Raw genomic sequence first — 22,165 nt, 5'->3', positions numbered from 1 at the left:
CCCGCCCCACCCGGCTAAGAGACCCGGGTGGGGCGGGAGCGGCGTCGTCGTTGCCGACGCGGTGCCGTCAGGAGACGGCGGGGATCACAACATGCAGGAGACGCAGCCTTCGACCTCGGTACCCTCGAGCGCCAGCTGGCGGATGCGGGAGTAGTACATGGTCTTGATGCCCTTGCGCCACGCATAGATCTGCGCGCGGTTGATGTCGCGCGTGGTGGCGGTGTCCTTGAAGAACAGCGTGAGGGACAGGCCCTGGTCCACGTGCTGGGTCGCGGCGGCGTACGTGTCGATGATCTTCTCGTAGCCGATCTCGTACGCGTCCTGGAAGTACTCCAGGTTCTCGTTGTCCATGAACGGCGCCGGGTAGTACACACGCCCGAGCTTGCCCTCCTTGCGGATCTCGATCCGCGAGGCGATCGGGTGGATCGAGGACGTGGAGTTGTTGATGTACGAGATGGACCCCGTGGGCGGGACCGCTTGCAGGTTCTGGTTGTACATCCCGTCCGCCATGACCTTCTCGCGCAGCTCACGCCAGTCGTCCGCGGTGGGCAGGGCGATGCCCGCCCGCTCGAACAGCTCGGCGACGCGCGGCGTGGCGGGCTCCCACACGCCGTCGACGTACTTGTCGAAGAACGTGCCGCTCGCGTAGGCCGACTTCTCGAAGCCCACGAAGGACTCGCCGCGCTCCTTGGCGATCAGGTTGGACGCGCGGATCGCGTGGTAGGTCACCGCGTAGAAGTACATGTTGGTGAAGTCCACGCCCTCGGTCGAGCCGTAGTGGATGTGCTCCTTGGCGAGGTACCCGTGCAGGTTCATCTGCCCCAGGCCCACCGCGTGGGACATCTCGTTGCCGCGCCGGATGGAGGGCACCGAGTCGATGTTGGACATGTCCGAGACCGCCGTGAGACCGCGGATCGCGATTTCGATGCTCGCGCCGAAGTCCTGGGACTCCATGGCCATGGCGATGTTCATGGACCCCAGGTTGCACGAGATGTCCTTGCCCACCTGCGCGTACGTGAGATCCTCGTTGTACACGGAGGGCTCGGAGACCTGTAGGATCTCGGAGCACAGGTTGGACATGATGATCTTGCCGTCGATGGGGTTGGCGCGGTTCACCGTGTCCTCGAACATGATGTACGGGTACCCGGACTCGAACTGCACCTCCGCCACGGTCTGGAAGAACTCGCGGGCGTTGATCTTCTTCTTGGCGATGCGGGAGTCGTTCACCATCTCGTGGTACTTCTCGCTCACGTTGACGTCCGCGAACGGCACGCCGTAGATCCTCTCCACGTCGTACGGGGAGAACAGGTACATGTCCTGGTCCTTCTTGGCCAGCTCGAACGTGATGTCCGGGATGACCACACCCAGCGAGAGGGTCTTGATGCGGATCTTCTCGTCCGCGTTCTCGCGCTTGGTGTCCAGGAAGTTGAGGATGTCCGGGTGGTGGGCGTTCAAGTACACCGCGCCGGCGCCCTGGCGGGCACCCAGCTGATTGGCGTAGGAGAAGGAGTCCTCGAGCAGCTTCATCACGGGGATAACACCGGAGGACTGATTCTCGATCATCTTGATGGGCGCACCGGACTCGCGCAGGTTGGTCAGCGCGAACGCCACGCCACCGCCGCGCTTGGACAGCTGCAGCGCGGAGTTGATGTTGCGCCCGATCGACTCCATGTTGTCCTCGAAGCGCACCAGGAAGCACGAGACGAGCTCGCCGCGCTGCTTCTTGCCCGCGTTGAGGAACGTGGGCGTGGCCGGCTGGAACCGTCCGGAGATGATCTCCGCCACGAGCCGCTGCGCGAGGGCCTCGTCCCCGTCCGCGAGGTACAGGGACACCATGACCACGCGGTCCTCGAACCGTTCCAGGTAACGCTGACCATCGAAGGTCTTGAGCGTGTATGACGTGTAGAACTTGAACGCGCCCAGGAAGGTCTGGAACCGGAACTTGTAGCCGTAGGCCTGCTTGGACAGCGCCTTCACGAACTCGAAGCTGTACTTCTCGAGCACCTCGGCCTCGTAGTACTGGTGGTCCACGAGGTACTTGAGCTTCTCCTCGAGGTCGTGGAAGAACACGGTGTTCTTGTTCACGTGCTGCAGGAAGTACTGTCGCGCGGCCTGGCGGTCGGCCTCGAACTGGATCTTGCCGTCCGCGTCGTAGAGGTTCAACAGCGCGTTGAGCTCGTGGTAGCCCAGCCCGCGGTACTTCTCGGGGCAGGTGGGATCCTCGTGACCGGGTTCGACGCTCACGCCCGGGGTTGCATGGATGCTTGCCAAAACTTGTCCAATCCTTGGGTAACCTTCTCGACGTCCTCGTCGGTTCCCATGAGCTCGAACTTGTAGAGCAGGGGAACCTGACACTTGGCTGCGACCTTCTCCGCGGCGACGCAGAACAGGGGGCCGAAGTTGGTGTTGCCCGCGCCGAGCACCCCCAACAGGTGCGCGCGCGAGACGGGATCGTTGAGAAACTTCACGACTTGCGGTGGGACCGATCCCGCTCCCCCGGGACGCCCGTAACTGGGCACTACCAGCACGTAGGGTTCGTCAATGCGGGGAGCGGTCTCGGTGGTCTTCAGGGGCAACCGGACGGACCGCACCGGGAGCTTGGTGACGAACCTGTCCGTGTTGCGCGTCACGGAGGAGAAGTACACCACTAGGGGTGCATCATCCCCCGCGACGACGGGTGTGCGATGGAGTTCCCGCTCCTTCGCCTGGGCGAGAACCGTGGCGAGAGCACTCATGCCGGGTCACTTCGATTCTGGGGGGGTCGTACCAATTCGTGTGATTCCGGGGGCGGGCTGGCGGTGGGGTTCGGGGCCACTCGCCCGGGTGGTGCCGGGCCGTCCGCGGCGGTCCGTCCGTTTCCGGCTCAGGCGGAGCGCAGCAGGGCCAGCGCGTTGATCTTGTCCGGGCGGAAGCCGGACCAGTGCTCGGTGGCGGTCTCCACGACGGGGACCTGCTGGTATCCCAGGCCCACCACGTGCTCGTAGGCGGCGGTGTCCTCGGTGACGTCCACGACGGTGTAGTCGATGCCCTTCTTGGTGAGAGCACGGTAGGTGGCGTTGCACTGGACGCACGACGGCTTGGAATACACGGTGACAGACATAGCCCATTCTCCTTGCGGGAAGTACCGATTTTCGGGCGCTTCCGGGGCCGTTCGGCTCTGGATCCGGGTGGTGCGCCAGGTGGTTGAAGATCTACGTCAATACTACATCTAGTGTCGTGTGCCGGAACAGGACCCAACATGATGTGGTCGTGTGATCCACAGGGGGATGTCGTCTTTTCCCCGGGTTGTCCACAGGGACCGCGTCCGGGAGCCCTGAGAACACGCGGTTCTCGCGGGGCCCATGTGGACAAGACGGGCGGGGGAAGTCACGAAAAATTTTTTTGCACAGCGTGTCTCACGCGCCGCGCAGGACGCGGTCGGCACTGACGAAGTCCGGGAAGACGCCCAGGTAGAAATTGTCCCGCAGGAAGGTGTACTCGAGACCGGCGCGCTCGATGGCCTGCTCTGTGACGTAGTGGGTGCGGGCGAACGTGAAGGTCGCGTCCGGTGCGGGTGCAGCGAAGGACGTATAGACCACCCGGCGCACGCCCGCGCGGGACAGCGCCTCGACCATGGCCAGTTGCTGTTGCTTGCGATCCGCCGATTCGGACGCGGACACCAGGAACACAGTGTCCAGTCCCGCCATCGACTCCGCGGCCCCGTCCGGGTCGGCGAAGTCCATGGTGGCGGCGTCGAGCAGGCCGTTCGCTGCGGCCACGTGGGACGCGACCCGGTGCGGGGAACGCACGAGCAGCCGGTGGGCGACGCCGCGTTCTTCGAGCCGACGCGAGACGGCCCCGCCGATGCGTCCCGTGGCGCCGGTGATACCGAGGGTCGTGTGTGCCATGGTTCCTCCGTTCGGGGGTGCATCCGACAATGTGCTCGGGGCGGGTCGACGGGCGCCCGGATCGGGGCGCCCCCGTGGCCCGCGCGGGTTCAGAGCAACCCGGCGTCCTTCAGCTGATCCGAGATGGAGGCGCCGTCGTTGGCCTCGATCCACAGCGTGCCCTCCGGAACGGTCACGTGATGGCCCTCCGAGGCGCGGGTGCCCGCGGCCAGGACGGCCTCGGTGGGTGAGAGGTTGCGGATCACGATGGCGGCCACCGAATCCGGGTGACGCTGCGCGAAGCCCGAGTAGATCTGCGGATCGTGCTGACCGTCGTCGCCGATCAGGATCCACCGCACGTGGGGGAAGTTGCGCGCCAGACGCTGCAGGTTCTGCACCTTGTGCTGGGAACCAGACCGGAACCAGCGCTCCGTGGTGGGCCCCCAGTCGGTGAGCAGCAGCGCTCCGGCGGGGTACGCGTTGCGCGTGAGGAACCGACGCAGGGTGGGCGCCACGTTCCACGCCCCCGTGGAGAGATAGAGGAAGGGTGCGTGCGGATGGCTGCGGCGCAGCCGGTCCATCATGGTGGACATCCCCGGCGTGGGGATGCGCGCGTGCTCGTTGGCCACGAACGAGTTCCAGGCCGCGAGCATGGGGCGGGGCAGGGCGGTGACCATCACGGTGTCGTCCACGTCGCACACGACCCCCACGTGCTGCTCGTCCGAGACCACGGTGACCTTGGCCTCCGTGACCTCCGAGCCCTCGGCCTGCATGTAAATGGTGTGCACCCCGGGGGTCATGGAGACCTTGAGGTCCACGTCGATCACGCCGCCCTTGTCCGCCACGAGGTGGAACTCGTGCTCGCCCAACCACACGTTGACGTGGGCGAACGCGAAGGGCACGGACGTGAAGGAACGCCACCCGCGGATCGACTCCGCGGCGTCGTCGGTGTCCTCGATCAGCAAGCGCGTCTTGAGGAGCACACGCCCCAGGGCCCGCACGTAGCGGGGGCTGCCGTAGCCGTCGAAGGCGAGCATGGTGGGGATGTCCCCGCGCTGCACGGCCCGTCCCTGACGCCATCGCTGCAGCTTCTGGTCGAAGCGGTACGCGATGTTGATCGCCTCTTCCGTGACCTGGTCCACGGTCTGCAGCAGATCTCCTCCGCCACTGTTTTTCGCCATGCCTCACAGTTTTGCACAGCACTCCCGGCCCACGACGTCGCGGCGTACCGTGCCGCGGACGACGGCGCGCGGCGTCGTGGAGCGGGGCCGCGCCGTCGAACCCCTGGCAGGGCTGCGGGCAGGGCGTCGGGCCCCGGGCGCGAGGACGGACCCGGGGCCCGGCCCCGGTGCCCGCGGCTCAGCCGCGCACGTAGCGCGGGAAGCGCTCGGGGTGGTCGATGGGCTGGGTCTCGGGGCTCATGTCGATCCCGAGGTCCTTGGCGAAGACCAGGCGTGTGCGGGTGTAGACGCGCTTGGTGCGCTCGTCGAGCTCGAACACGCGGGCACCGCGCAGGGTGTGCTCGTCACGGGTGCCGTCGTTGAGCCCGTAGGTCCCGAAACCCGTGCCGGGGCCGTAGCCCAGTTCGACCCCGAAGTAGTTGCCCATGTAGGTATTGATGTGGTCGTGGCCGCAGTACAGGCCCAGGACGTCCCCGCGTTCCAGGACCGCGGCGTAGATCCCCGAGTTGACCATGCCCGTGTAGACGTTCTCGTGCTTCTCCCCCACGATCCCGTGACGCTTCACGGCGGCCGCGTGCCCGGACTCGTCCGAAGTGAACTGCTGACCGAACCACATGTGGTGGTGCTCCCACGTGGGGATGTGGAAGTACATGAGCCCCGGGATCTTCTTCCCGTAACGGCGCTCGGTCTCCACCGAGAGGTCGTTGTACCAGCGGATCTGCTGGGGACGGATCCAGTCGTAGCCCATGAGACCCTCACGGTCCTGCCCGCCGGGGCGTTCCTCCGCGTACCGGCCGGAGTCCAGCAACCACACGGCGAACGCGGGGGCGTGGCCGCGGGACCCGCGGATCAACAGCTGGGCGTTGGACGAGCCGAAGACCTTCTGGTCGTCCCCGGGGTTGAGGTTGTGTTTGTACTGGCGCACGAACTCGACCAACTGCGGTTCACGCATCCCGGTGCCGTGCTCCTCGGTGGAGTCCTCGTCGTGGTTGCCGAATGTCACCGCCCACTTGATGCCCCGGGACTCCATGGGCAGCACCACGTTGTTCACGGCCTGCTTGACCTCGCGGTCGGTGCGCGGGGAACCGTCGATCACGTCCCCGTTGATCAGCACGAACTGGGGCTTCTCCCGGTCCAGCACCTTGTTCATGAGCTCGATGGTGCGCCGGTCGGTGCGCGGGCCGTCCTGGGTGTCGTTGAACTGGACGATCTTGAACCTGCCATTGCGCCCGAAAGAGAGGGGCATCCGGCTGTGACCGTGGCCGTGCTGGGTCACAAGCGCCGGTGCCGCGTGGGCGGTCGACGGCGTGGCGGCGAGCACACCGGCGGCCGCGATGGCGCTGCCCCCGGTGATCAGGTTCCGGCGCGAGGGATGTGAGGTGTTCTCGGTCATGTGGTGCTCCTGGTGCGAAGGGTTCCGACCGCTGCGGGCGGAGGGGGTCCGGCTACTACGGGCGGTGAGCATCCGACCGCGACGGGCGGTGGGTGAGTCACACGCTAGGGTCACCGCGTTACGGCCACGTGGCGCCCCGGTGTCCCGTGGGGCACGAGCCGCGCGCCGGTTATTCACCTTCTGACCTGGGGTTTCACTTCCGTTCTGGTGCGGGGGTGCGCACCGGCGACGGCGCTGTCCCCCTGGGGAGCGCGGCCCCGGGAGGCACCGGGCCGTTCGGGGCCGTGGCTGCGGCGTCGTCCGGGGCCCTCAGCGGACTCCGGTCGCGGCGGACGGGACGGTGTGGGCCGCGAACCCAGCAGGGACCGGGGATCCGGGAGGGTCTCCGGGCGGGAGAGGTCCCACGCCTGGGCCGCCTGGATCCCGATCCCCCGCGGGCCCGTGCGGCGCGTGTGGCCGTGGACCAACAGCAGCGTGGGGGCGAACAGTACCTCACCGGAGGCGGCCTGGGCCTCGTCGAAAAACGTGCAGTCCACGGCCCCGGAGCCGTCGTCCAAGGAGATGAAGACCACGCGTTTGCCGCTGCGCATGGGCGGGGTCATGGTGGAGACCCGCACGCCAGCTACGATCACCTCGGTGCCGTTGCGCAACCCCAACAGGTCCTCGGCGCGGGTGGCCCCGTAGGAACGCATGAGCTCACCGTGCGAGTCCATGAGGTGGGCGCTGACCTCGATGCGCATGGTGTCCATCTCCGCTTTGACCCGCTCCCCCGTGCTCGGTTCAGGCAGCCGCGCCGGAAGGGCGGCCAGGTCCACGTCCCCGAGGGGTAGGGCCAGCTGCCCCTCCCCGGGCTGCGCACGGGCCGAGGTCCCGCGCCCGGTCGCGGGCCGATCCGCCTGTTCCCGCAGGAAGTGGACCATGTCCGTGTGGGAGGCCCGCGTCTCGGCGCGGTGCAAGAGGGAGTCCAGGGCGCCCGCCTCCGCGAGCCGTTGCAGCGTGCGCCGGGTGGGCCGGGCGCGCACCCGCAGTTCGGCGAGGGTGCTGTAGGGCTGGGCGGCCACGAGACGTTCGATCTCCGCGGCGCTGATCCCCGCGATGGAACCCAGGGACATGCGGATCCCCCACGCACCGTCCTGGGTGTGGGGGATCCCCCGGTCCAGGTCCCCCGAGACCACGGTCCCTGGCCGCGGCGTGACCGACTCCACCCGGTGGTGGTCCGTGCTGCGGTTGACGTCCGGGCCCAGCACGGGGATCCCCATGCGGCGGGCCTCCCCCACGAGCAGGCGGGCGGGGTACATCCCGGGGTCATGTTCCCACACCCCGGCCATGAACGCCTCCGGGTGATGGGTCTTCAACCACGCCGACTGATAGGTGGGCACCGCGAAGGCCACCGCGTGGGCCTTGCAGAAACCGAAACTGCCGAACGCGTGCAGGATCCCCCACACCGTGTCGATCACGTCCGGGGCGTAGCCGCGAGCGCGGGCGCCGTCGCGGAAAGCGGTTTCCACGGGCTCCTCCGAGGCAGAGCCGAGCAGTCGCCGCCAGATGTCCGCGCGGGCCAGACCACACCCGGTCATCCGGTCCATGATGCGCATGATCTGTTCGTGGTAGACGGCCACCCCGCGGGTCTCGGCGAGGATCTCCTGGAGGTCCGGGTGGGGGTAGGTGGGCGTGGCCCAGCCGTGGCGGGCGTTGAGGTAGGGCCGGACCATGGCGGCCTGCATGGGCCCGGGGCGGAACAGGGAGATGTCCACGACGAGGTCGTTGAAATCCTCCGGTCCCATGGTCCCGATCAGTTCCCGCTGCCCGGGGGACTCGATCTGGAAGCACCCCAGGGTGTGGGTGGAGCTGATCAGCCGGAAGGTGTCGGGGTCGTCCCGGGGCATGGTGTCGAGGTTGGGCGGGGGTTCGTGGGGTCGCAACCGGGTGATCTCCTCCACGGCGTGGGCCAGGGTGGACTGCATGCGCACGCCCAGGATGTCGAGTTTGATCAGCCCCATGGGGTCCATGTCGTGCTTGTCGTACTGGGACATGGGCAGCCCGATCCCGCTGGCCTGCACGGGGGTGCGCTGCAACAGGGTGGTGTCGGAGAGGATCACCCCGCACGGATGCATGGAGATGTGCCGGGGTAGTCGGTCGAGGCGTTCGGTGAGATCCACGAGCAGGTCCAACTGCCGGTTGTTGCGCAGCCGCTCCGCGAGCGGGGCGAGTTCGGGCCGGCGTGCGATCTCCTCCCGCAGGGTGCCCCCGGGCACGCGCCACAACTGGGTGGCCACGTGGTCCACCTCCTGGGCCTCGAGCCCCAGTGCCAGTCCGGCGTCCCGCACTGCTCCGCGGGAGCGGTAGGCGTTCTGCATGCTCATGAGCGTGACGCGGCGGGGGCCGAAGCGTTCGAAGATCCGGTGGTAGACGGCGTGGCGTTGCGCGCTCTCCATGTCGATGTCGATGTCCGGCAGGCTGGGGCGCAGCGGGGAGAGGAAGCGCTCGAAGACGAGGTCGTACTCGAGCGGATCCGCCGGTGAGATCCCCAACAGGTGGACCACCAGGGACGAGACCCCGGAACCGCGAGCGGCGTGACGCACACCCATGCCGCTCATCAGTTCCGAGACCTCCCCCACGGTCAGGAAGTACCCGGCGAAGCCGAGCTGGGCGATCACCGCGAGTTCCCGTTCCAACCGTCCGCGCAGGGACTCCCGGTTGAGTCCGGGCACGGTGCGGTCCCAGTCCTCGCCGGCATGCAACCGGGCGAGTCCCGCGTAGCAACGCTGGGCCAGTTCCCGGTCCGGGTCACCGCTCACCCCGATCACCGAGGCCTCCGGGATCACCGGACGGTCCACCCCGAGATCCCCCTCCGGATCTAGACGGCAGCGCTGGGCCAGGTGGTGGGTGTCCGCGAGCAGCGCGCCGTGTCCCGCCTGACCGTGGTCCGCGGCGAGGGCGATCTCCCGGGCCAGCAGACTCATCTCGTCACCGTCCTTGAGCCAGCCCTGCCCGTTGGGTTGCAGCACACCGCGATCCGCCCCGGCCAGTTCGTCGAGGGACATCAAGGTCCGGGCGGCATCCAGGACGTCCGCGGTCACGGCCTGCCCCGGGTGGGCGTAGCGCACGGCGTTGCTGAGCACCACGGGCAGCTGCGCCTGCCGCCCGATCTGGAACATCCGCACCGCGTGCCCCATGCTCAGGGGCGCACCCTGGGGCGCCAGGTGGGTCACCGTCTCCACCACGAGGGTCTCCACGGGCAGCGCGTGACGCCATCGGTTCAGCGCGGTGCGCGCCGCGTGGTAGTGCCGTCCCACGAGCAGCCGACCCACGTCCGAGTCCGGGCCGAGCAGCACCACGAGTCCGGGATCACCGTGGCGCGCCGCACGATGCACGTGCCGCGCCAACTGCTCCGCGCTGAGTCCGATGGGGTGGGCCGCGTGCCGGTCATGAGCCCGGTGGGCGGCGGAGACCACCCGGCACAGGGCCGCGTACCCGGCTCCCCCGTTGCGTCCCGTGGCCAGGACCACCACCCGGCCGATCACCACGGGTGCCGCCGGACGACGTCGCTGTCCGGCCGCCCGACTCTTCCCGGCCACCCGGCCCTGCGCGCCTCCCGCGACGGCGCGCGGGGTCCGCAGCAGGGCGATGTCCACACCCAGGACGGGAGCGAGACCGTGCGCGCGGCATGCCAGCACGTGTTTGACGGCCCCGTAGAGGCCGTCCCGGTCCGTGCACGCGAGGACCTGTGCTCCCTGGGACGCCGCCGCCCGGGCGAGTTCTTCCGGACGCGCCACACCGTAGTGCGCACTGAAGGCCGAGGCCACGTGAAGATGGGGGAACCACATGCCCATATTCGAAACTTTATTCGAACTTCTGTCAATCGTGGACGGCTCCGCGGGCGACATGAAGTGACATGGAAGGACTCCGCACGGGGACCACGGGCGGTCTCATGCGGCGCTGACACGGAGCACCCGCCACTGATCGGTGAACTGGTTCCGGACCAGCTCGAAGGTGCGTGCGATAACCACCCCGGGCCGGACGACCTGCACCCGCCACCGCTCCTGATCCACCGCGCTCGTGCGGCTCTCACGCGGCACGCGGACCTCCACGTCCCACCAATTCCGGCGTTCGTACCAGCGAACGGCGGGCTGCAGGACGCGATGCTCCTCACCGCGGTACGTCACCACACACGGCGTCCCGGTGATGTCACACACCACCGCGAGATCATCGAGGGCGGGGTCCGTGGAGCCGCCCACCAGCCCCGTGGGACGCTCCACCGGCATGCCCGCGCCGATCACCGGAACCGTGTCCCACGGGTCCTCGTATTGCCCGGTCTCTGTCATCTCCAGCACCGTCATGGTGGCTCACCCTCCCCGATTATTCGAAAATTTATTCGACTACTGAGACGGTGCCAAGATCGTCCGACACGCATAAGCGACCGACGCCACAGCGGTGTCGGTCACCGGAGAGATGCCCGCACACGGGCGTGGGTGAGATCTTTTCCGCTAAACGATATCGCGATAGCATTCTTCGAGGAGGTGCTGACGATGAAGAATGTCCTCATCCGGGGACTCAGTGACAGGGCGGTTGAAAGCATCGATGCGGAGGCATCCGCGCTGGGGCTATCCCGCAACGAGTTCCTGCGCCGGAAGTTCGAGACAGCGGCAGCCATGACGGACGACAAGGCCACGGTGACCACTGAGGACTGGGAGCGCTCCTCCCGCGCCTTCGGCGACCTCATGGATGACGACATCATGGCTGCCGCGTGGCAGTGACCGGCTGGTTAATTGACAAGTCTGCGTATGCACGAATGCAGGCAGGGAAGGCCGCGCACCTTGAGGACTGGAATGCCCGCATCGAACGAGGACTGGTTCGACTCTCGACGGTCACGCGGCTTGAACTGGGATTCTCATCCCGTTCCGGCGAAGGCGGGCGTCAGGCGTTCGGGCTGCCGCCGCTGTCGCTGATGCCCATCGAACATCTGACGCCCGCGATGGAGGACCGTGCCTTCCAGGTGCAGATGTTGCTCGCCGATAGAGGTCAGCATCGTGCGCCGTCCATTCCGGATCTGCTGATCGCAGCATGTGCAGAGAAGGCTGGGCTGACGGTGCTGGCCATGGACAAGGACTTCGACTTGATTGCCGCGGTCACAGGCCAGCCGGTGGAAACCCTCACGCTGCGATGACAGAACACGCGTGAGGCGATTATCGGCCCTCCCGGTCGGTGATTCTCTGCGCCGTGACCGGGGAAATACCGCGGGCCCGCCGCCCTGGGCGACGCCCCGGAGTCCATCCCGCGAAGAACAGCGGCCGATGCTGAGCCCGGCAGCGGTGCCGTACAACGCGTAGTCGTACCACTCGATAACCGTTCCCGCGATCGCCGCGAAAAGCGCCCTGCCAGCGCCGGGGCGCGCTGCCAGCGCCGGGGCGCGCTGCCGTGCCCGTCGTCGTCCGCTGGCGCATGAGCTCACACTACGACGCCGCTCGGGCACCGTCCGGACGTTGCACACCCGGACCAAGCGCCCGGAGATGATGCCCTGGAGCAGTTCCGGGGCATGGTGTCCGTACCCCTTTCGGGAGCGCCGGCATTGTCCGCACGCACCCCTGTGTTCCACGCCACACAGCGGTTAGATTGGCCCCATGACGACATCCATCGGGACAGCCGACACCACCGCCCTGTTCATGCTCCACGGATGCCTCCGCTCCACCCCCGGGAACGGACACGCGCTCGCGGGCATCCTGGCCGAGAACGACGCCGCCGAGCCCATGCCCGGTTGCCGCCTCTACCTCGTGGCCACCGATCCCGAGGACCCTGATGCCGTGTGGGTCACCGAGGTCTGGGACACCGAGGAGGATCATCAGGCGTCCCTGCAGATCCCGGCCGTCCAGGAGCGGATCCAGCGGGCCTTACCGATCATCGACCGTGAAGGCATGACCAGCCACCGGCTGCAAGCCGTGGCGGGCATCCCGCGCTGACCCGGCGCCACCATCACATCGTCAACCCACCACTCACCGAGATCGCCTGGCCCGTGATGTAGGCAGTCCCCGGGGAGAGCAGGAAGTGGATCGTGGCCGCGACCTCCTCGGGGGTGCCGAGCCTGCGGGCGGGGATGCCCCGTGTCATCCCGGAGAAGATCTTCCCCGTGAGGCCCTGGGCGTCCGCGAGCTCGCGGTACATGGTGTCCGTGGGACCCGGCGTTGGCCGTCACGGGTACCACGGCGTTCTCGCGCGCCACGGAGCGCGCCATGCCCAGCACACCCGCCCGCGCGGCCGACGACACCGCGTCCCCGAACGAGCCCGCCTTGGCACTGTCCGACGACACCACGACCAAGCTCGCCCGCCGACCCGCGGCTCCCGCCGCACGCAGATGCGGCAGGACATGGCGAGCCACAGTGAGCACCCCGAGCCGCTCCACGGTCACGATCTCGCGGGTCCATTCCTCAGTGGTCTCGTGCAGCGGCTCGGCGATGGCCGCTCCGATGCCCTGTCCGGTGCCGGTCACGATCGCCACCCGTGCGGTGATGCCGGTGTTGTGCTCGTTCATGGGCAATCCTCCTGGTCGTGCTGTCGATCCCGGTTAGGGTGCGTACTCGCGTCCGGCCGATTCGCGGGAAATGATGAGCTCCATGATCTGGGTGAATCCCGCGCCCCCGGGCCGATCAGGTGCTCGCGCGGGACCAGGACGTCCTCGCAGCGCATCAGGCCGCGGCCCACCGCTTTGGTGCCGTTGATGACTCAACCGTCGTCAGTGCGCCGGGCCGTCATCCTCGGGTCGCCGGCGTCCGAGCCCGCGTGCGATTCGGAGAGGGCGATGCCCACGATGCCGAGCCCGCTCTGATGAGTGGCACGTACTTCTCCGCCGTCTTAGGCAACGCCGACGACGCCGGGATCTGTCCCACGAGCGAACCCACCACCTGGACGTAGCCCGCGTTGACGTCACCGCGGGCGATCTCCTCCACGATCAGTACGAACCCACCTTGCGCCCGGACTGACCGAAGCGCGCGGTGCTCGAGGCGATCGTGAGATCGCACAGCACGTGCCGCACGTGCCCGCCACCGATCGCGAGTCCGTTGACCGCCGCGATCACCGGCTTGGGGATGTCACGGTTGACCTTGTGCAGGTTCCCGATCTCGACCATCCCCGACGGCGACGGACCATAGTCGCCGGTCTCGGCGCGCTGCTTCACGTCCCCGCCCGTGCAGAAGGCCTTCTCGCCCGCACCGGTCAGGATGACGGATTGCACAGCCTGGTCCGCCCAGGCGAGCCGGAGTGCGGTGATGAGCTCGTACACCGTCTGCGACCGGAACGCGTTGTAGCGCTGGGGTCAGTTCATGGTGGTCACGGCCGCGGCGCCGCGGATCTCGTACAGGATGTCCTCGAACTCGTGCTCAGCGGTCATGACGCGTCTCCTCATCTCGGGCGGGTTCCGGGGCGGATTCTCGGCTGGGTCCAGGAGCGGGCTCCTGGACGGATTCTGGGACGGCCCTCCGAGCGGACTTCCGGGCCTCCCCTGAGGCCGGTCCTCGGGCGCGACGGCGCTCACCCGCTCCACCGGGTCCTCGTCCGCCGCGGCCACAGCGGCCGGGACCCGTTCGGTGAGTTCGTCCAGCACCGCACCGGCCGCACGCAGCAGCTGGTTCCGGCGGGCCTCCTTGCGGGCGCGACGGGCCGCTCCCTCCGGGGCAAGGGCCGAGATGTCGGTAAGTGAATCAGTATTCATCTCGAATAAATCTGGATCCACTTCATGGCGCGTCAAGGGTCGGAAGATGAAACCGTGCCCGGTCACCGCGCGATCGTGGCGACCACCTCAGCGGGCGATCGCCGCAAACACCGCCCCGGTGAGCTCGGCCAGATCTCGCGGGGCCAGACCCACGTCCTGCCCGCGTCGGCCACCGGAGACGTACATCCGGTCCAACCGCCGAGCGCCGTCGTCGATCACCGTGGGCAAGCGGGTGCGCTGACCCAGAGGGCTCACGCCGCCGAGCACGTAGCCAGTCAGTCGCTGGACGTCCCCGGGATCCGCCAACCGGGCCTTCTTGGCACCCAGCGCGACGGCCACCGCTTTCAGGTCCGCACTCTGCGCCACAGGCACTACGCACACCCCGAAACCATCGTGATCCGTCTGCACCACCAGGGTCTTGAACACGCACTGCGGCGGCAGCCCCAGCGCCTCGGCCGCTTCGCGCCCGTAGGCCGTGACGCGGGGATCGTGCTCGTAACCCATGGCCTCGAATTGCACGCCAGCGCGCTCGAGGGCGAGTGTGGCGGGCGTGGCCGATGCTCGTTGTGTCTTCTTCCCCACGGGTTCCTCCCATGCCGCGTCCGTCATGCACTCGGGTCACTTCCAGGATTGCGGGGGAGCACACCCAGTCGGGTTCGGTACTGTGGGACCACGTCCACACCACGGAAGGGCCGGTGCCCCGCACCTCGAGTCTAGGCCCTCCCGCAGCGCGGACGAGAAGTCCCCCCACCGCAGCCTCTCCCCCGGACGCCTCGCAGTAAGACGCCCACTCGCAGCACCCCGGACCCGCACCGGAGCACCCGCCGCAACGCCCCACAGGGCCGCCCGGTGGAACAGTCCGGCACCGTACCGAGCGAGCGTCGCCCACGCGCGGCACCGGCGGCAGTCGGCACACTCAGGATTCAGGAGGTCCGGGAAGTTGGCTACGACCCCACCCCCCGCCACGGCCCTCGCCCAGTGGTTCTCCGGCCCGTTCACCCCGCAACGGCGCCTCGTCGTCTTCCCCCATGCCGGCGCCGGGGCACTGTCCGGCCGCGATCTGCAGGCCGCGGACACCGAGGTGCTCACCCACCGCCGTCCAGGCCGGGAATCACGTATGGCCGAACCCGCTGTCGTGGACGTCCCGGAGCTCGTCGCGGAAGCGCTTGCGGCGCTGCTGCCGATCCTCGACGCGGACGAGCGGCCCACGGTCGCGCTCGGTCACTCCTTCGGTGCGCTGCTCGCCGCCGAGTTCACCGCGGCCCTGGACCGCGAGCGCCCGGGTCGGCTCGAGCGCACGGTGCTCTCCGCCAAGGCCGCGCCCCCGGATCGCGATCCGCACCTCGCGTCGATCCTCGAGGACGACGCCGCTCTGGCCGCTTGGTTGCTCGAGCTCGGGGGCACCCCCGAGGAGCTGCTCACGGACCCTGGTCTGCGTGAGCTCGTCCTGGCCCCGTTGCGCGCGGATCTTCGGGCGTCATTGAGCTACGACGCCGCCCCGCCGGACCTCGCCACGCCCCTGCTGCTCGTCCACGCACAGGAAGACCGCACGGCGTCGGCGGGGTCCATGGCGGGGTGGACGAGCACCGGGGGCACTGCCACACTCACGATCCCCGGAGGCCATCACGGGCTGTTCAATCACGCACGCGAGCTGCACGACGCGTTGCGGTCCGCTGTCGACGGCACGACGGGTGGCGCCCGATGAGCGCGCACGCGGTCGCGCACCGCCAGCCCGTGTGGGCAGCACAACGACGCCGCGTGCCCGGTGCGCCGGCGGATCTCACGCTGCACGTCCTGCACCTCGAGGATGTCTCGTCCTGGGCGTTCTCCGCCGTGGACTGCCTCACGGAGGACGAACTGTCCCGGGCGTGTGCGCTGCAGGACTCCCACACCCGTGAACTGTTCGTGGTCTCACGCGTCGCTCTGCGCCACGTTCTGGCCCACCGACTCGGGTGCGCCGCCCACGAGGTCCCGATCAGCCACGACCCACGCACCGGGGCACCCCACGAGGTGCACGGTCGCGCGGCGGCGGTGACCGGGTCCCGCGGTGACGCCGGTCCCGAGCTCGCGGCGTCCTCCGCGCTGGGTCACGTTCGCCCCGTCCGGTTCTCGGTCTCGCGCACGGCCGGGGTCATCGCTCTCGTCACGGCCCAGCGTGCCGTGGGCGTGGACGTGGAGCGTCTGCAGTCCGAGGTGGAGGCGAACGTGCTGCTCGACATCTTGCACCCCGCGGACCGCGCCCGGCTTTCCCGCGTGCGCGGGCGGCGTCGTGCCGTGGCCGTGACGCGCACATGGGTCCGGGTGGAAGCGCTGGTGAAGGGCTGGCAGACGGGACTGTCCCGCGACCCCGCAAGCATCCACGTGGGATCGGCCGCACGCGCGGACTACGGCCACGGGTGGAGCGTGAGCGACGTGCGCACCACGGCGCGGGAGAACGCGCGCCTGGCCGTGGCATGGCGAACGGACCCCGCCCCGCAGGGCTGAGGTCCGTTCATTCGTCATCCGCCCCGCGGGGCAGCGGCATCACTCAGTGGCGACGCCGCGGGGTCTCCGCACGACGCCGCGGGAGCGCCTTCTTGGGCCGGATCACCGCGGCCGCCGCGCCCTTGGACGCCCGGGTCACGAACCGCTCGAGCGGACCCGCCCCCACGGCGTGCTGCCACGCCACCGCGAACAGGGCGGCCACCACAATCTGGACGATGTACCAGAACCACGGGGTGCCGTCCGTCCACACGAACGCCATGAAGATCAGGTGCGACACGTAGAGCGTCAGCGTCATGGAGCCCATGGCACCCAGCCACGTGAGCCACTTGCCGATCACGCGGCACAGCAGCAGGAACGCGCCCAGTGCGATCATAGCCATGCCTGCGCTCTCGAACAGGGCGAGCGGGGTGTTGGTGTGCGGGCCCGTGAGCAGCAACCACAGGTTCGTGGTGTCCGGCAGCTGGGGGTCCGGGCCGTAGTACTGGATGTTCCACACGTCCTCGGACGTCATCCACGGGGTCGCATTGATCAACGCGTCCTCGAGGTCGAACCGCAGCAGCATGAGCATGGAGATACCGCGGGACAGGGCCGCGACCACGGCGCCCACGATCACGAGCAGCACCTGCACCCGGTCGCGGGACAGGGGCAACCGGCCCAGTGCCAGGCCCAGGCAGATGAACGTCATCCATGGCAGCGCCGGGTAGGTGCCCGTGAGGAACAGCTCCGCGAACACGGATCCCGGGTCCGAGAAGATCTCCAGGAAGCTGGGGTTGCCGTACACGTGGGCGGGCAGCACCGACAGCGACCACTGCATCACGAACGGCATGACCACCGCGAAGAACGCGGCCGAGGCCAGCAGCCACCGCACACTCATGAGCGTGAACGGGATGGCCAGCAGGAACATCAGACCGTAGTAGATCAGGATGTTGTATACGGGCAATTCGAGCAGGTTCACCGTGAGACCGATCGCGAACAGTAGCAGGGCACGCACCAGGATGGAGAACCGCGCCCGGGAGCCGTCACGACCGTGGCGCGGGGTGCGCCCCCCGGTCATGAACGCGAGGCTCACACCGGCGAGCGTGGCGAACAGCGCGGCCGAGTGCCCGGCGAACAGGGTCCATTCGAGGGACGGTTCCCCCGCGGCGTTCGTCGCGGAGAGCACGTGCACCGCGATCATCCCGATGAGCGCGAATCCACGCGCCACGTCCACGCCCATGATGCGGCGCTTGGTGCGGCGGCCGTCCGCGCTCGTCACGTTGCGGGTGGCCGCACCCTGACGCGGTGCGGACGTGGAACGTGGCGGCGCGGTGACCACCGGGGTCGCGGCGGTCCACAGACCGCTCTCCGCCGCGGTGCGGCCCTCGTCCCCGCGGTCGCCCAACCACACCTCTCGCGGTGGACGGCGCCCCGGTTGCGGGCGCTGTCCCACGGGCAGGTCACCCTCCAGGACGACTTCTTGCGTGCTCTGCTGCGTCATTCGGTGACTCCCTCGTGCTTACCGGAGGTCTTCCCCGCGGGGACGACGTCGGTGCGAACCGTGGCCATCGCGGACGATCCAGCGTTCAACTGCGGCGCCGGGGCAGCCCCGAGCAACGGTGCGGTGGACACGTGGTCCGACTCGATCGCGGGCACGACCTCGGCGCTGACCGCCTGGTCCCCCGGTGCGAGGTGACGGATGGGGTTACCGCCCCAGTTGCCGTCCGAGGGCACCGTCTCTTGCCGCATCACCAGTGACCCGGGGGCCACGGTGGTGCGCTCCTCGATCGTCGCACCCGGCAGCACGAAGCTGTTGGGGCCCAGCGTGGATCCCCGCCGCATGGTCACTGGCTCCATCCGCATGACCCGGTCGTGGAACAAGTGGGTCTGCAGGACCGTGCCGCGGTTGACGGACACGTTGTCCTCGAGGCGCACGAGGTCGAACTCGGGCAGCCACCACGACTCGCACCACACGCCGCGACCGATGTGCGCACCCATCAGGCGCGCCCACAGGTTGAACATGGGCGAGCCCACGCTCAGGCGGATCATGGACGGGACCGCAAGGGACTCGGCGAACACGTCCGTGAGTTCGTTGCGCCACACGAATGAGCTGAACAGCGGCCGTTCGCTCGGTCGGAAGCGGCCCACGAGGGCCCACTTGACGAGCACCGGCACCAGGCAGGCCACGGTACTGGCGACCGTGAGCACCACACCGGACCACGCGAACGCGGCCACCACACCCGTGGCGCCCATCCCGTGGGACATGTAGATCTCGGTGAGGACGTACACGATGATGAGGTCCAACCAGGCCGAGACCATGGCGGGCACGAAGCGGAAGAACTCCACGAACGCACGCGCCGCCTTGAGCCGCCGTTGCGGGCGGAACGTGGACTCAGCGTCGGCCTCGGTCTTGGCGCGGGCGATCGGCTCGGCCGTGCGACCCAGCCAGGACGAACCGGCGGGTGCGTGGTGCGGGGCGGAGCTGAGCACGGCCACGAGGGCGTCCGCGGGCAGGTCCCGGTCCGGTCCCACGATCCCGGAGTTGCCCACGAAGGTGCGCTCACCGATCACGGAGGTACCCACGTGCAGCCATCCGAACCCAGCGCGGTGGGACGTGACCAGGGCGTGGTCGGCCAGGAAGGACCCGTCCTTGAGCGTGGTTAGGTGCGGGATGGTCTCCGCAGTGGAGATCTCCACGTTGCGCCCCACCTTGGCCCCAAGCAGGCGCATGAACCACGGAGTGATGCAGGACGCGTACACGGGGTAGGTGGAGATCAGGGTGCGCTGCATGAGCGTCTCGGTGAGCCACATGGCCCACCCCACGGGACCGTTCTGGGGGAAGTACCCCGGCACGATCATCCCGGCCACGAGGCGCACGAGCGCGACCACGAGCAACAACCACACCACCGCGGTCACGATGGTGAACACGGGGACCCACACCGCCACGATCGGGAAGACGACCTCGTACTGCTGGATGGTGATCACCTGGGACAGCACGATCAGCGCCCCGGGGATCAGGGCGAGGAAGGGCAACAACCCCACGAGCACAGCACCCGCGGAGAACGCGAGGTGCGATGTCGCCGAACCCCAGGTCTTCATGCCGCCCGTGGCCTCCGGGGACTCCTCGGGCCACGTGAGGCCGGCCGAGCCATGGTGGCGCAGAGGGGAACCGCCCCACAGCTCGCCGTCCGGGACGTTGCGGCTGACGTGCGAGCCGGGCAGCACCTCGGCGCCGTGGCCCACGCGCATCCCGGGATCCACGAGGGTGCGGGTGCCCACGCGGGCGTTGTCACCGATCTCGATGGCGCCCACGTGGAAGACGTCCCCGTCCAGCCAGTAGCCGGACAGATCCGATTCGAACTCCAGGGTGGAGTGCTCCCCCACGCTCACGAGACCCGTGACGGGCGGGGTGTTGTAGAGGTGTGCGCCCTTACCGATCTTGTTGCCGAACAACCGATGCAGGCCGCGGGCCATGGGGGTGCCGGTGAGGACGTCGTACTTGTTGTAGACCACGATGCGCTCGGCGGCCCACACTCGCAGATGGTTCCAGCTCCCCCGCGGATAGTGCCCGGGTTTCAACCCCGCGGTCAGCGCGCGTACCGCGGCAGCGCCGATGAACACGCGCCCCGGCAGGGAGAACATCACGAGCCACCCCAGGACGAGCGGCCACAACGGCGGCGTGGGGACCCAACCGGCGTCCGCGACCACGGCCAGCAGCCACACCACGATGAGCGCGCCCACCACGTAGCGGAACCCGTTCAGGAAGTTCAGGGCCAGGATGAACAGCCCCTGCAGCCAGCCGGTGCTCGCGGGGGTGGGCTCGGGGTCCCGCTTGACGTCGTGGGACTCCCCCAGCGTGGCCAGGTAACCGGCCATGCCCTCGAGGGTGGGGTGGGCGTAGATCTTGGCGATCTCGGTGTCCGGGTGGGTCTTGCGCAGCGCGGAGACCAACCGGGCGAGCGCCACGGAGCTGCCACCCATTGCGAAGAAATCGCTGTCCGGGCCGAACGGCAGCGGTCCGAGCTGGTCCGCCCACAGTTCCGCGAGCCACGCGAGGTCCCCGGTCAGGGACTCGGAGCCGTCGTCGTTGGACGTGGGCAGCGGCCAGGGAAGGGCCTTGCGGTCCACCTTGCCGGAGGTTTTCATGGGCAGTTCGTCCATGATGCACAGCGCGGGGACCATCTGCCCCGGGAGTCGTTCCACGAGCCAACGCCGCGCCTCGGAGAGATCCACGGAGCCCTCGAACTCGGGGACCAGGTAACCCGCGATCACGCTGCCACCGCCCGGGGTGGAGTGCACGGCGCACGCGCCGAGCTTCACGCCGGGCACGGCGCTCATCTGCGTGTCGATCTCACCGAGTTCGATGCGCCGCCCCGAGACCTTGACCTGGTCGTCGGCACGGCCCGCGAAGACGATGCCCTCGGGGTCCGCGCGCACGACGTCACCCGAGCGGTACGCGCGGTCCCAGCCCAGGGATTCCAGCGGCGCGTACTTCTCGGCGTCCTTGGCGGGGTCCAGGTAGCGGCCCAGACCCACGCCGCCGATGATCAGCTCGCCGGTCTCACCCCAGCCCACGGGCTGGCCGTCGGCGTCCACGACGGCGAGTTCCCACCCGGGCACGGCCAGACCGATGCGCACTGGGGCCTCCCCGTTGAGCAGGGCGCCGGTGGCGATGACGGTGGCCTCGGTGGGTCCGTAGGTGTTCCACACCTCACGGCCCGGGCGCACCAGGTGCTTGATCAGTTCCAGGGGGCAGGCCTCGCCGCCGAAGATCAGTAGGCGCACCCGGTCCAGTGCGGCATTGGGCCACAGGGATGCGAGCGTGGGCACGGTGGAGACCGCGGTGATCTCCTTGTCCACGATCCACTGGCCCAGGTCCGGGCCGGAGCGCACGATCTTGCGCGGTGCGGGCACCAGGGTGGCACCGTGGCGCCACGCGAGCCACATCTCTTCGCAGGACGCGTCGAAAGCCACGGACAGTCCCGCCATCACGCGGTCACCGGGGCCGAGCGGGCGGCGCTGCAGGTACATGAGGGCCTCGGCGTCCACGAGTGCCGCGGCGGAGCGGTGGGAGATCGCCACACCCTTGGGCTTACCGGTGGACCCGGAGGTGAAGATGATCCAGGCGTCGTCGCGGGTGCGCGGGGTGGCGGTCTGCTCACCCGTGGTCACGGCCGGGTTGCGGGTCAGTTCGAGCCCCTGACCGAACACGGCGGCCACGCCGGCTTCCTCCCACACGGTGCGCGCGCGTTCATCGGGGTCGTCCCAGTCCACGGGCACGTAGGCCGCGCCGGCGAACAGGGTGGCCAGGATGGCAACGTACAGGTCCACGCCGCCGGAGGGCACACGCACACCCACACGGTCCCCGCGTCCAATGCCCATGTCCCACAACCGCTGGACGTGGGTCTCGACCCGGTCCTCGAGTTCCCCGTAGGGAACGCTCTCGTTCTCGTCCTCCAAGGCGATGGCGTCCGGGTACTGCGCGACCGTCTCGAGGACGATGTCGACGAGGGTGCGCGGTGCCGGTGGTTCCTCCACCGGGTACACGGCCCTGTCCGGCGCG

18 protein-coding genes and 2 pseudogenes are annotated in these 22,165 nt (G+C 68.8%); 6 read left to right on the top strand and 14 right to left on the bottom strand.

Annotated features, from left to right (window positions below):
* Positions 1–84: 84 nt before the first annotated feature.
* The 8 genes from nrdE to Q9R22_RS07280 form a co-directional block, all read right to left on the bottom strand.
* On the bottom strand, positions 85–2,244 hold the full coding sequence (gene nrdE / locus Q9R22_RS07315; RefSeq protein ID WP_064846810.1) for a class 1b ribonucleoside-diphosphate reductase subunit alpha: 2,160 nt from the start codon (positions 2,242–2,244) through the stop codon (positions 85–87).
* Positions 2,241–2,735, bottom strand: a complete 495-nt coding sequence (gene nrdI, locus Q9R22_RS07310; protein ID WP_131332840.1) for a class Ib ribonucleoside-diphosphate reductase assembly flavoprotein NrdI — start codon at positions 2,733–2,735, stop codon at positions 2,241–2,243. Before nrdI ends, nrdE begins: the two co-directional genes overlap by 4 nt.
* Before the next feature lie 128 nt (positions 2,736–2,863).
* Complete coding sequence (gene nrdH, locus Q9R22_RS07305) at positions 2,864–3,100, bottom strand: glutaredoxin-like protein NrdH (protein WP_064846808.1); 237 nt, start codon at positions 3,098–3,100, stop codon at positions 2,864–2,866.
* A gap of 295 nt (positions 3,101–3,395) precedes the next feature.
* Entirely contained in the window at positions 3,396–3,887 is a 492-nt protein-coding gene (locus Q9R22_RS07300; protein WP_131332838.1) for an NAD(P)H-binding protein, read from the bottom strand.
* Positions 3,888–3,976: 89 nt separating this feature from the next.
* A complete protein-coding gene (locus Q9R22_RS07295; protein ID WP_131332836.1) occupies positions 3,977–5,047 on the bottom strand; it encodes an App1 family protein in 1,071 nt (356 codons plus the stop codon).
* A 178-nt stretch (positions 5,048–5,225) separates the two neighbouring features.
* A complete protein-coding gene (locus tag Q9R22_RS07290) occupies positions 5,226–6,440 on the bottom strand; it encodes a metallophosphoesterase family protein (protein ID WP_131332834.1) in 1,215 nt (404 codons plus the stop codon).
* 173 nt (positions 6,441–6,613) lie between these two features.
* Entirely contained in the window at positions 6,614–10,273 is a 3,660-nt protein-coding gene (locus tag Q9R22_RS07285; RefSeq protein WP_311254134.1) for a DNA polymerase III subunit alpha, read from the bottom strand.
* A 96-nt stretch (positions 10,274–10,369) separates the two neighbouring features.
* Positions 10,370–10,780, bottom strand: coding sequence for a hypothetical protein (locus Q9R22_RS07280; protein WP_064846804.1), 411 nt, complete (start codon positions 10,778–10,780; stop codon positions 10,370–10,372).
* 189 nt (positions 10,781–10,969) lie between these two features.
* Here Q9R22_RS07280 and Q9R22_RS07275 point away from each other — a divergent pair, with 189 nt between their 5' ends.
* The 3 genes from Q9R22_RS07275 (at position 10,970) to Q9R22_RS07265 (ending at position 12,397) form a co-directional block, all read left to right on the top strand.
* A complete protein-coding gene (locus tag Q9R22_RS07275) occupies positions 10,970–11,197 on the top strand; it encodes a hypothetical protein (protein ID WP_131332832.1) in 228 nt (75 codons plus the stop codon).
* Positions 11,188–11,607, top strand: coding sequence for a PIN domain nuclease (locus tag Q9R22_RS07270; protein ID WP_098054436.1), 420 nt, complete (start codon positions 11,188–11,190; stop codon positions 11,605–11,607). The genes Q9R22_RS07275 and Q9R22_RS07270 overlap by 10 nt, the downstream gene beginning before the upstream one ends.
* 454 nt (positions 11,608–12,061) lie before the next feature.
* A complete protein-coding gene (locus tag Q9R22_RS07265) occupies positions 12,062–12,397 on the top strand; it encodes a putative quinol monooxygenase (protein WP_206399173.1) in 336 nt (111 codons plus the stop codon).
* Between the two features lie 13 nt (positions 12,398–12,410).
* Here the strand turns inward: Q9R22_RS07265 and Q9R22_RS07260 are convergent.
* Positions 12,411–12,966, bottom strand: a pseudogene (locus tag Q9R22_RS07260) (SDR family NAD(P)-dependent oxidoreductase).
* 248 nt (positions 12,967–13,214) lie between these two features.
* On the opposite strand from Q9R22_RS07260, the gene Q9R22_RS07255 reads away from it, so the two are divergent.
* Positions 13,215–13,346, top strand: a complete 132-nt coding sequence (locus Q9R22_RS07255; protein ID WP_269155647.1) for a hypothetical protein — start codon at positions 13,215–13,217, stop codon at positions 13,344–13,346.
* Between the two features lie 37 nt (positions 13,347–13,383).
* Here Q9R22_RS07255 and Q9R22_RS07250 read toward each other — a convergent pair.
* The 3 genes and pseudogenes from Q9R22_RS07250 to ybaK all read right to left on the bottom strand — a co-directional run.
* Positions 13,384–13,734 (bottom strand): annotated as a pseudogene (locus tag Q9R22_RS07250) (enoyl-CoA hydratase-related protein); the annotation flags it as partial.
* Positions 13,735–13,746: 12 nt separating this feature from the next.
* Positions 13,747–14,142 (bottom strand): hypothetical protein, encoded by a 396-nt coding sequence (locus Q9R22_RS07245; protein WP_242670672.1) that lies wholly within the window; start codon positions 14,140–14,142, stop codon positions 13,747–13,749.
* An 87-nt stretch (positions 14,143–14,229) separates the two neighbouring features.
* Positions 14,230–14,751: a Cys-tRNA(Pro) deacylase gene (gene ybaK, locus Q9R22_RS07240; protein WP_064846797.1), complete on the bottom strand. Its 522-nt coding sequence runs from the start codon at positions 14,749–14,751 to the stop codon at positions 14,230–14,232.
* A gap of 331 nt (positions 14,752–15,082) precedes the next feature.
* On the opposite strand from ybaK, the gene Q9R22_RS07235 reads away from it, so the two are divergent.
* Both Q9R22_RS07235 and Q9R22_RS07230 read left to right on the top strand, forming a co-directional pair.
* Entirely contained in the window at positions 15,083–15,847 is a 765-nt protein-coding gene (locus Q9R22_RS07235; protein WP_131332828.1) for a thioesterase II family protein, read from the top strand.
* Positions 15,844–16,626 (top strand): 4'-phosphopantetheinyl transferase superfamily protein, encoded by a 783-nt coding sequence (locus tag Q9R22_RS07230; RefSeq protein ID WP_131332826.1) that lies wholly within the window; start codon positions 15,844–15,846, stop codon positions 16,624–16,626. Before Q9R22_RS07235 ends, Q9R22_RS07230 begins: the two co-directional genes overlap by 4 nt.
* A 43-nt stretch (positions 16,627–16,669) precedes the next feature.
* On the opposite strand, the gene Q9R22_RS07225 is transcribed toward Q9R22_RS07230, so the two are convergent.
* Together Q9R22_RS07225 and Q9R22_RS07220 are read right to left on the bottom strand one after the other, a co-directional pair.
* A complete protein-coding gene (locus tag Q9R22_RS07225) occupies positions 16,670–18,103 on the bottom strand; it encodes a DUF418 domain-containing protein (RefSeq protein WP_082943378.1) in 1,434 nt (477 codons plus the stop codon).
* A complete protein-coding gene (locus tag Q9R22_RS07220) occupies positions 18,100–22,149 on the bottom strand; it encodes a Pls/PosA family non-ribosomal peptide synthetase (protein WP_242670671.1) in 4,050 nt (1,349 codons plus the stop codon). Before Q9R22_RS07220 ends, Q9R22_RS07225 begins: the two co-directional genes overlap by 4 nt.
* Positions 22,150–22,165 lie beyond the last annotated feature (16 nt).

Origin of the sequence: Kocuria sp. PD6, from assembly GCF_031844145.1 — a bacterium.
Classification (GTDB): Bacteria; Actinomycetota; Actinomycetes; order Actinomycetales; family Micrococcaceae; genus Kocuria; species Kocuria marina.
Note: the sequence above shows the minus strand (reverse complement) of the source record. Positions and strands in the feature narration are given on the sequence as shown.

Excerpts from the sequence above, each read along its gene's own strand:
- Q9R22_RS07290 (WP_131332834.1), bottom strand. The coding sequence starts at position 6,440 with ATGACCGAGAACACCTCACATCCCTCGCGCCGGAACCTGATCACCGGG.
- Q9R22_RS07265 (WP_206399173.1), top strand. The coding sequence starts at position 12,062 with ATGACGACATCCATCGGGACAGCCGACACCACCGCCCTGTTCATGCTC.
- Q9R22_RS07275 (WP_131332832.1), top strand. The coding sequence starts at position 10,970 with ATGAAGAATGTCCTCATCCGGGGACTCAGTGACAGGGCGGTTGAAAGC.
- Q9R22_RS07285 (WP_311254134.1), bottom strand. The coding sequence starts at position 10,273 with ATGGGCATGTGGTTCCCCCATCTTCACGTGGCCTCGGCCTTCAGTGCG.
- Q9R22_RS07295 (WP_131332836.1), bottom strand. The coding sequence starts at position 5,047 with ATGGCGAAAAACAGTGGCGGAGGAGATCTGCTGCAGACCGTGGACCAG.
- nrdH (WP_064846808.1), bottom strand. The coding sequence starts at position 3,100 with ATGTCTGTCACCGTGTATTCCAAGCCGTCGTGCGTCCAGTGCAACGCC.
- Q9R22_RS07280 (WP_064846804.1), bottom strand. The coding sequence starts at position 10,780 with ATGACGGTGCTGGAGATGACAGAGACCGGGCAATACGAGGACCCGTGG.
- Q9R22_RS07230 (WP_131332826.1), top strand. The coding sequence starts at position 15,844 with ATGAGCGCGCACGCGGTCGCGCACCGCCAGCCCGTGTGGGCAGCACAA.
- nrdI (WP_131332840.1), bottom strand. The coding sequence starts at position 2,735 with ATGAGTGCTCTCGCCACGGTTCTCGCCCAGGCGAAGGAGCGGGAACTC.
- Q9R22_RS07225 (WP_082943378.1), bottom strand. The coding sequence starts at position 18,103 with ATGACGCAGCAGAGCACGCAAGAAGTCGTCCTGGAGGGTGACCTGCCC.
- ybaK (WP_064846797.1), bottom strand. The coding sequence starts at position 14,751 with ATGACGGACGCGGCATGGGAGGAACCCGTGGGGAAGAAGACACAACGA.
- Q9R22_RS07245 (WP_242670672.1), bottom strand. The coding sequence starts at position 14,142 with ATGAATACTGATTCACTTACCGACATCTCGGCCCTTGCCCCGGAGGGA.
- Q9R22_RS07300 (WP_131332838.1), bottom strand. The coding sequence starts at position 3,887 with ATGGCACACACGACCCTCGGTATCACCGGCGCCACGGGACGCATCGGC.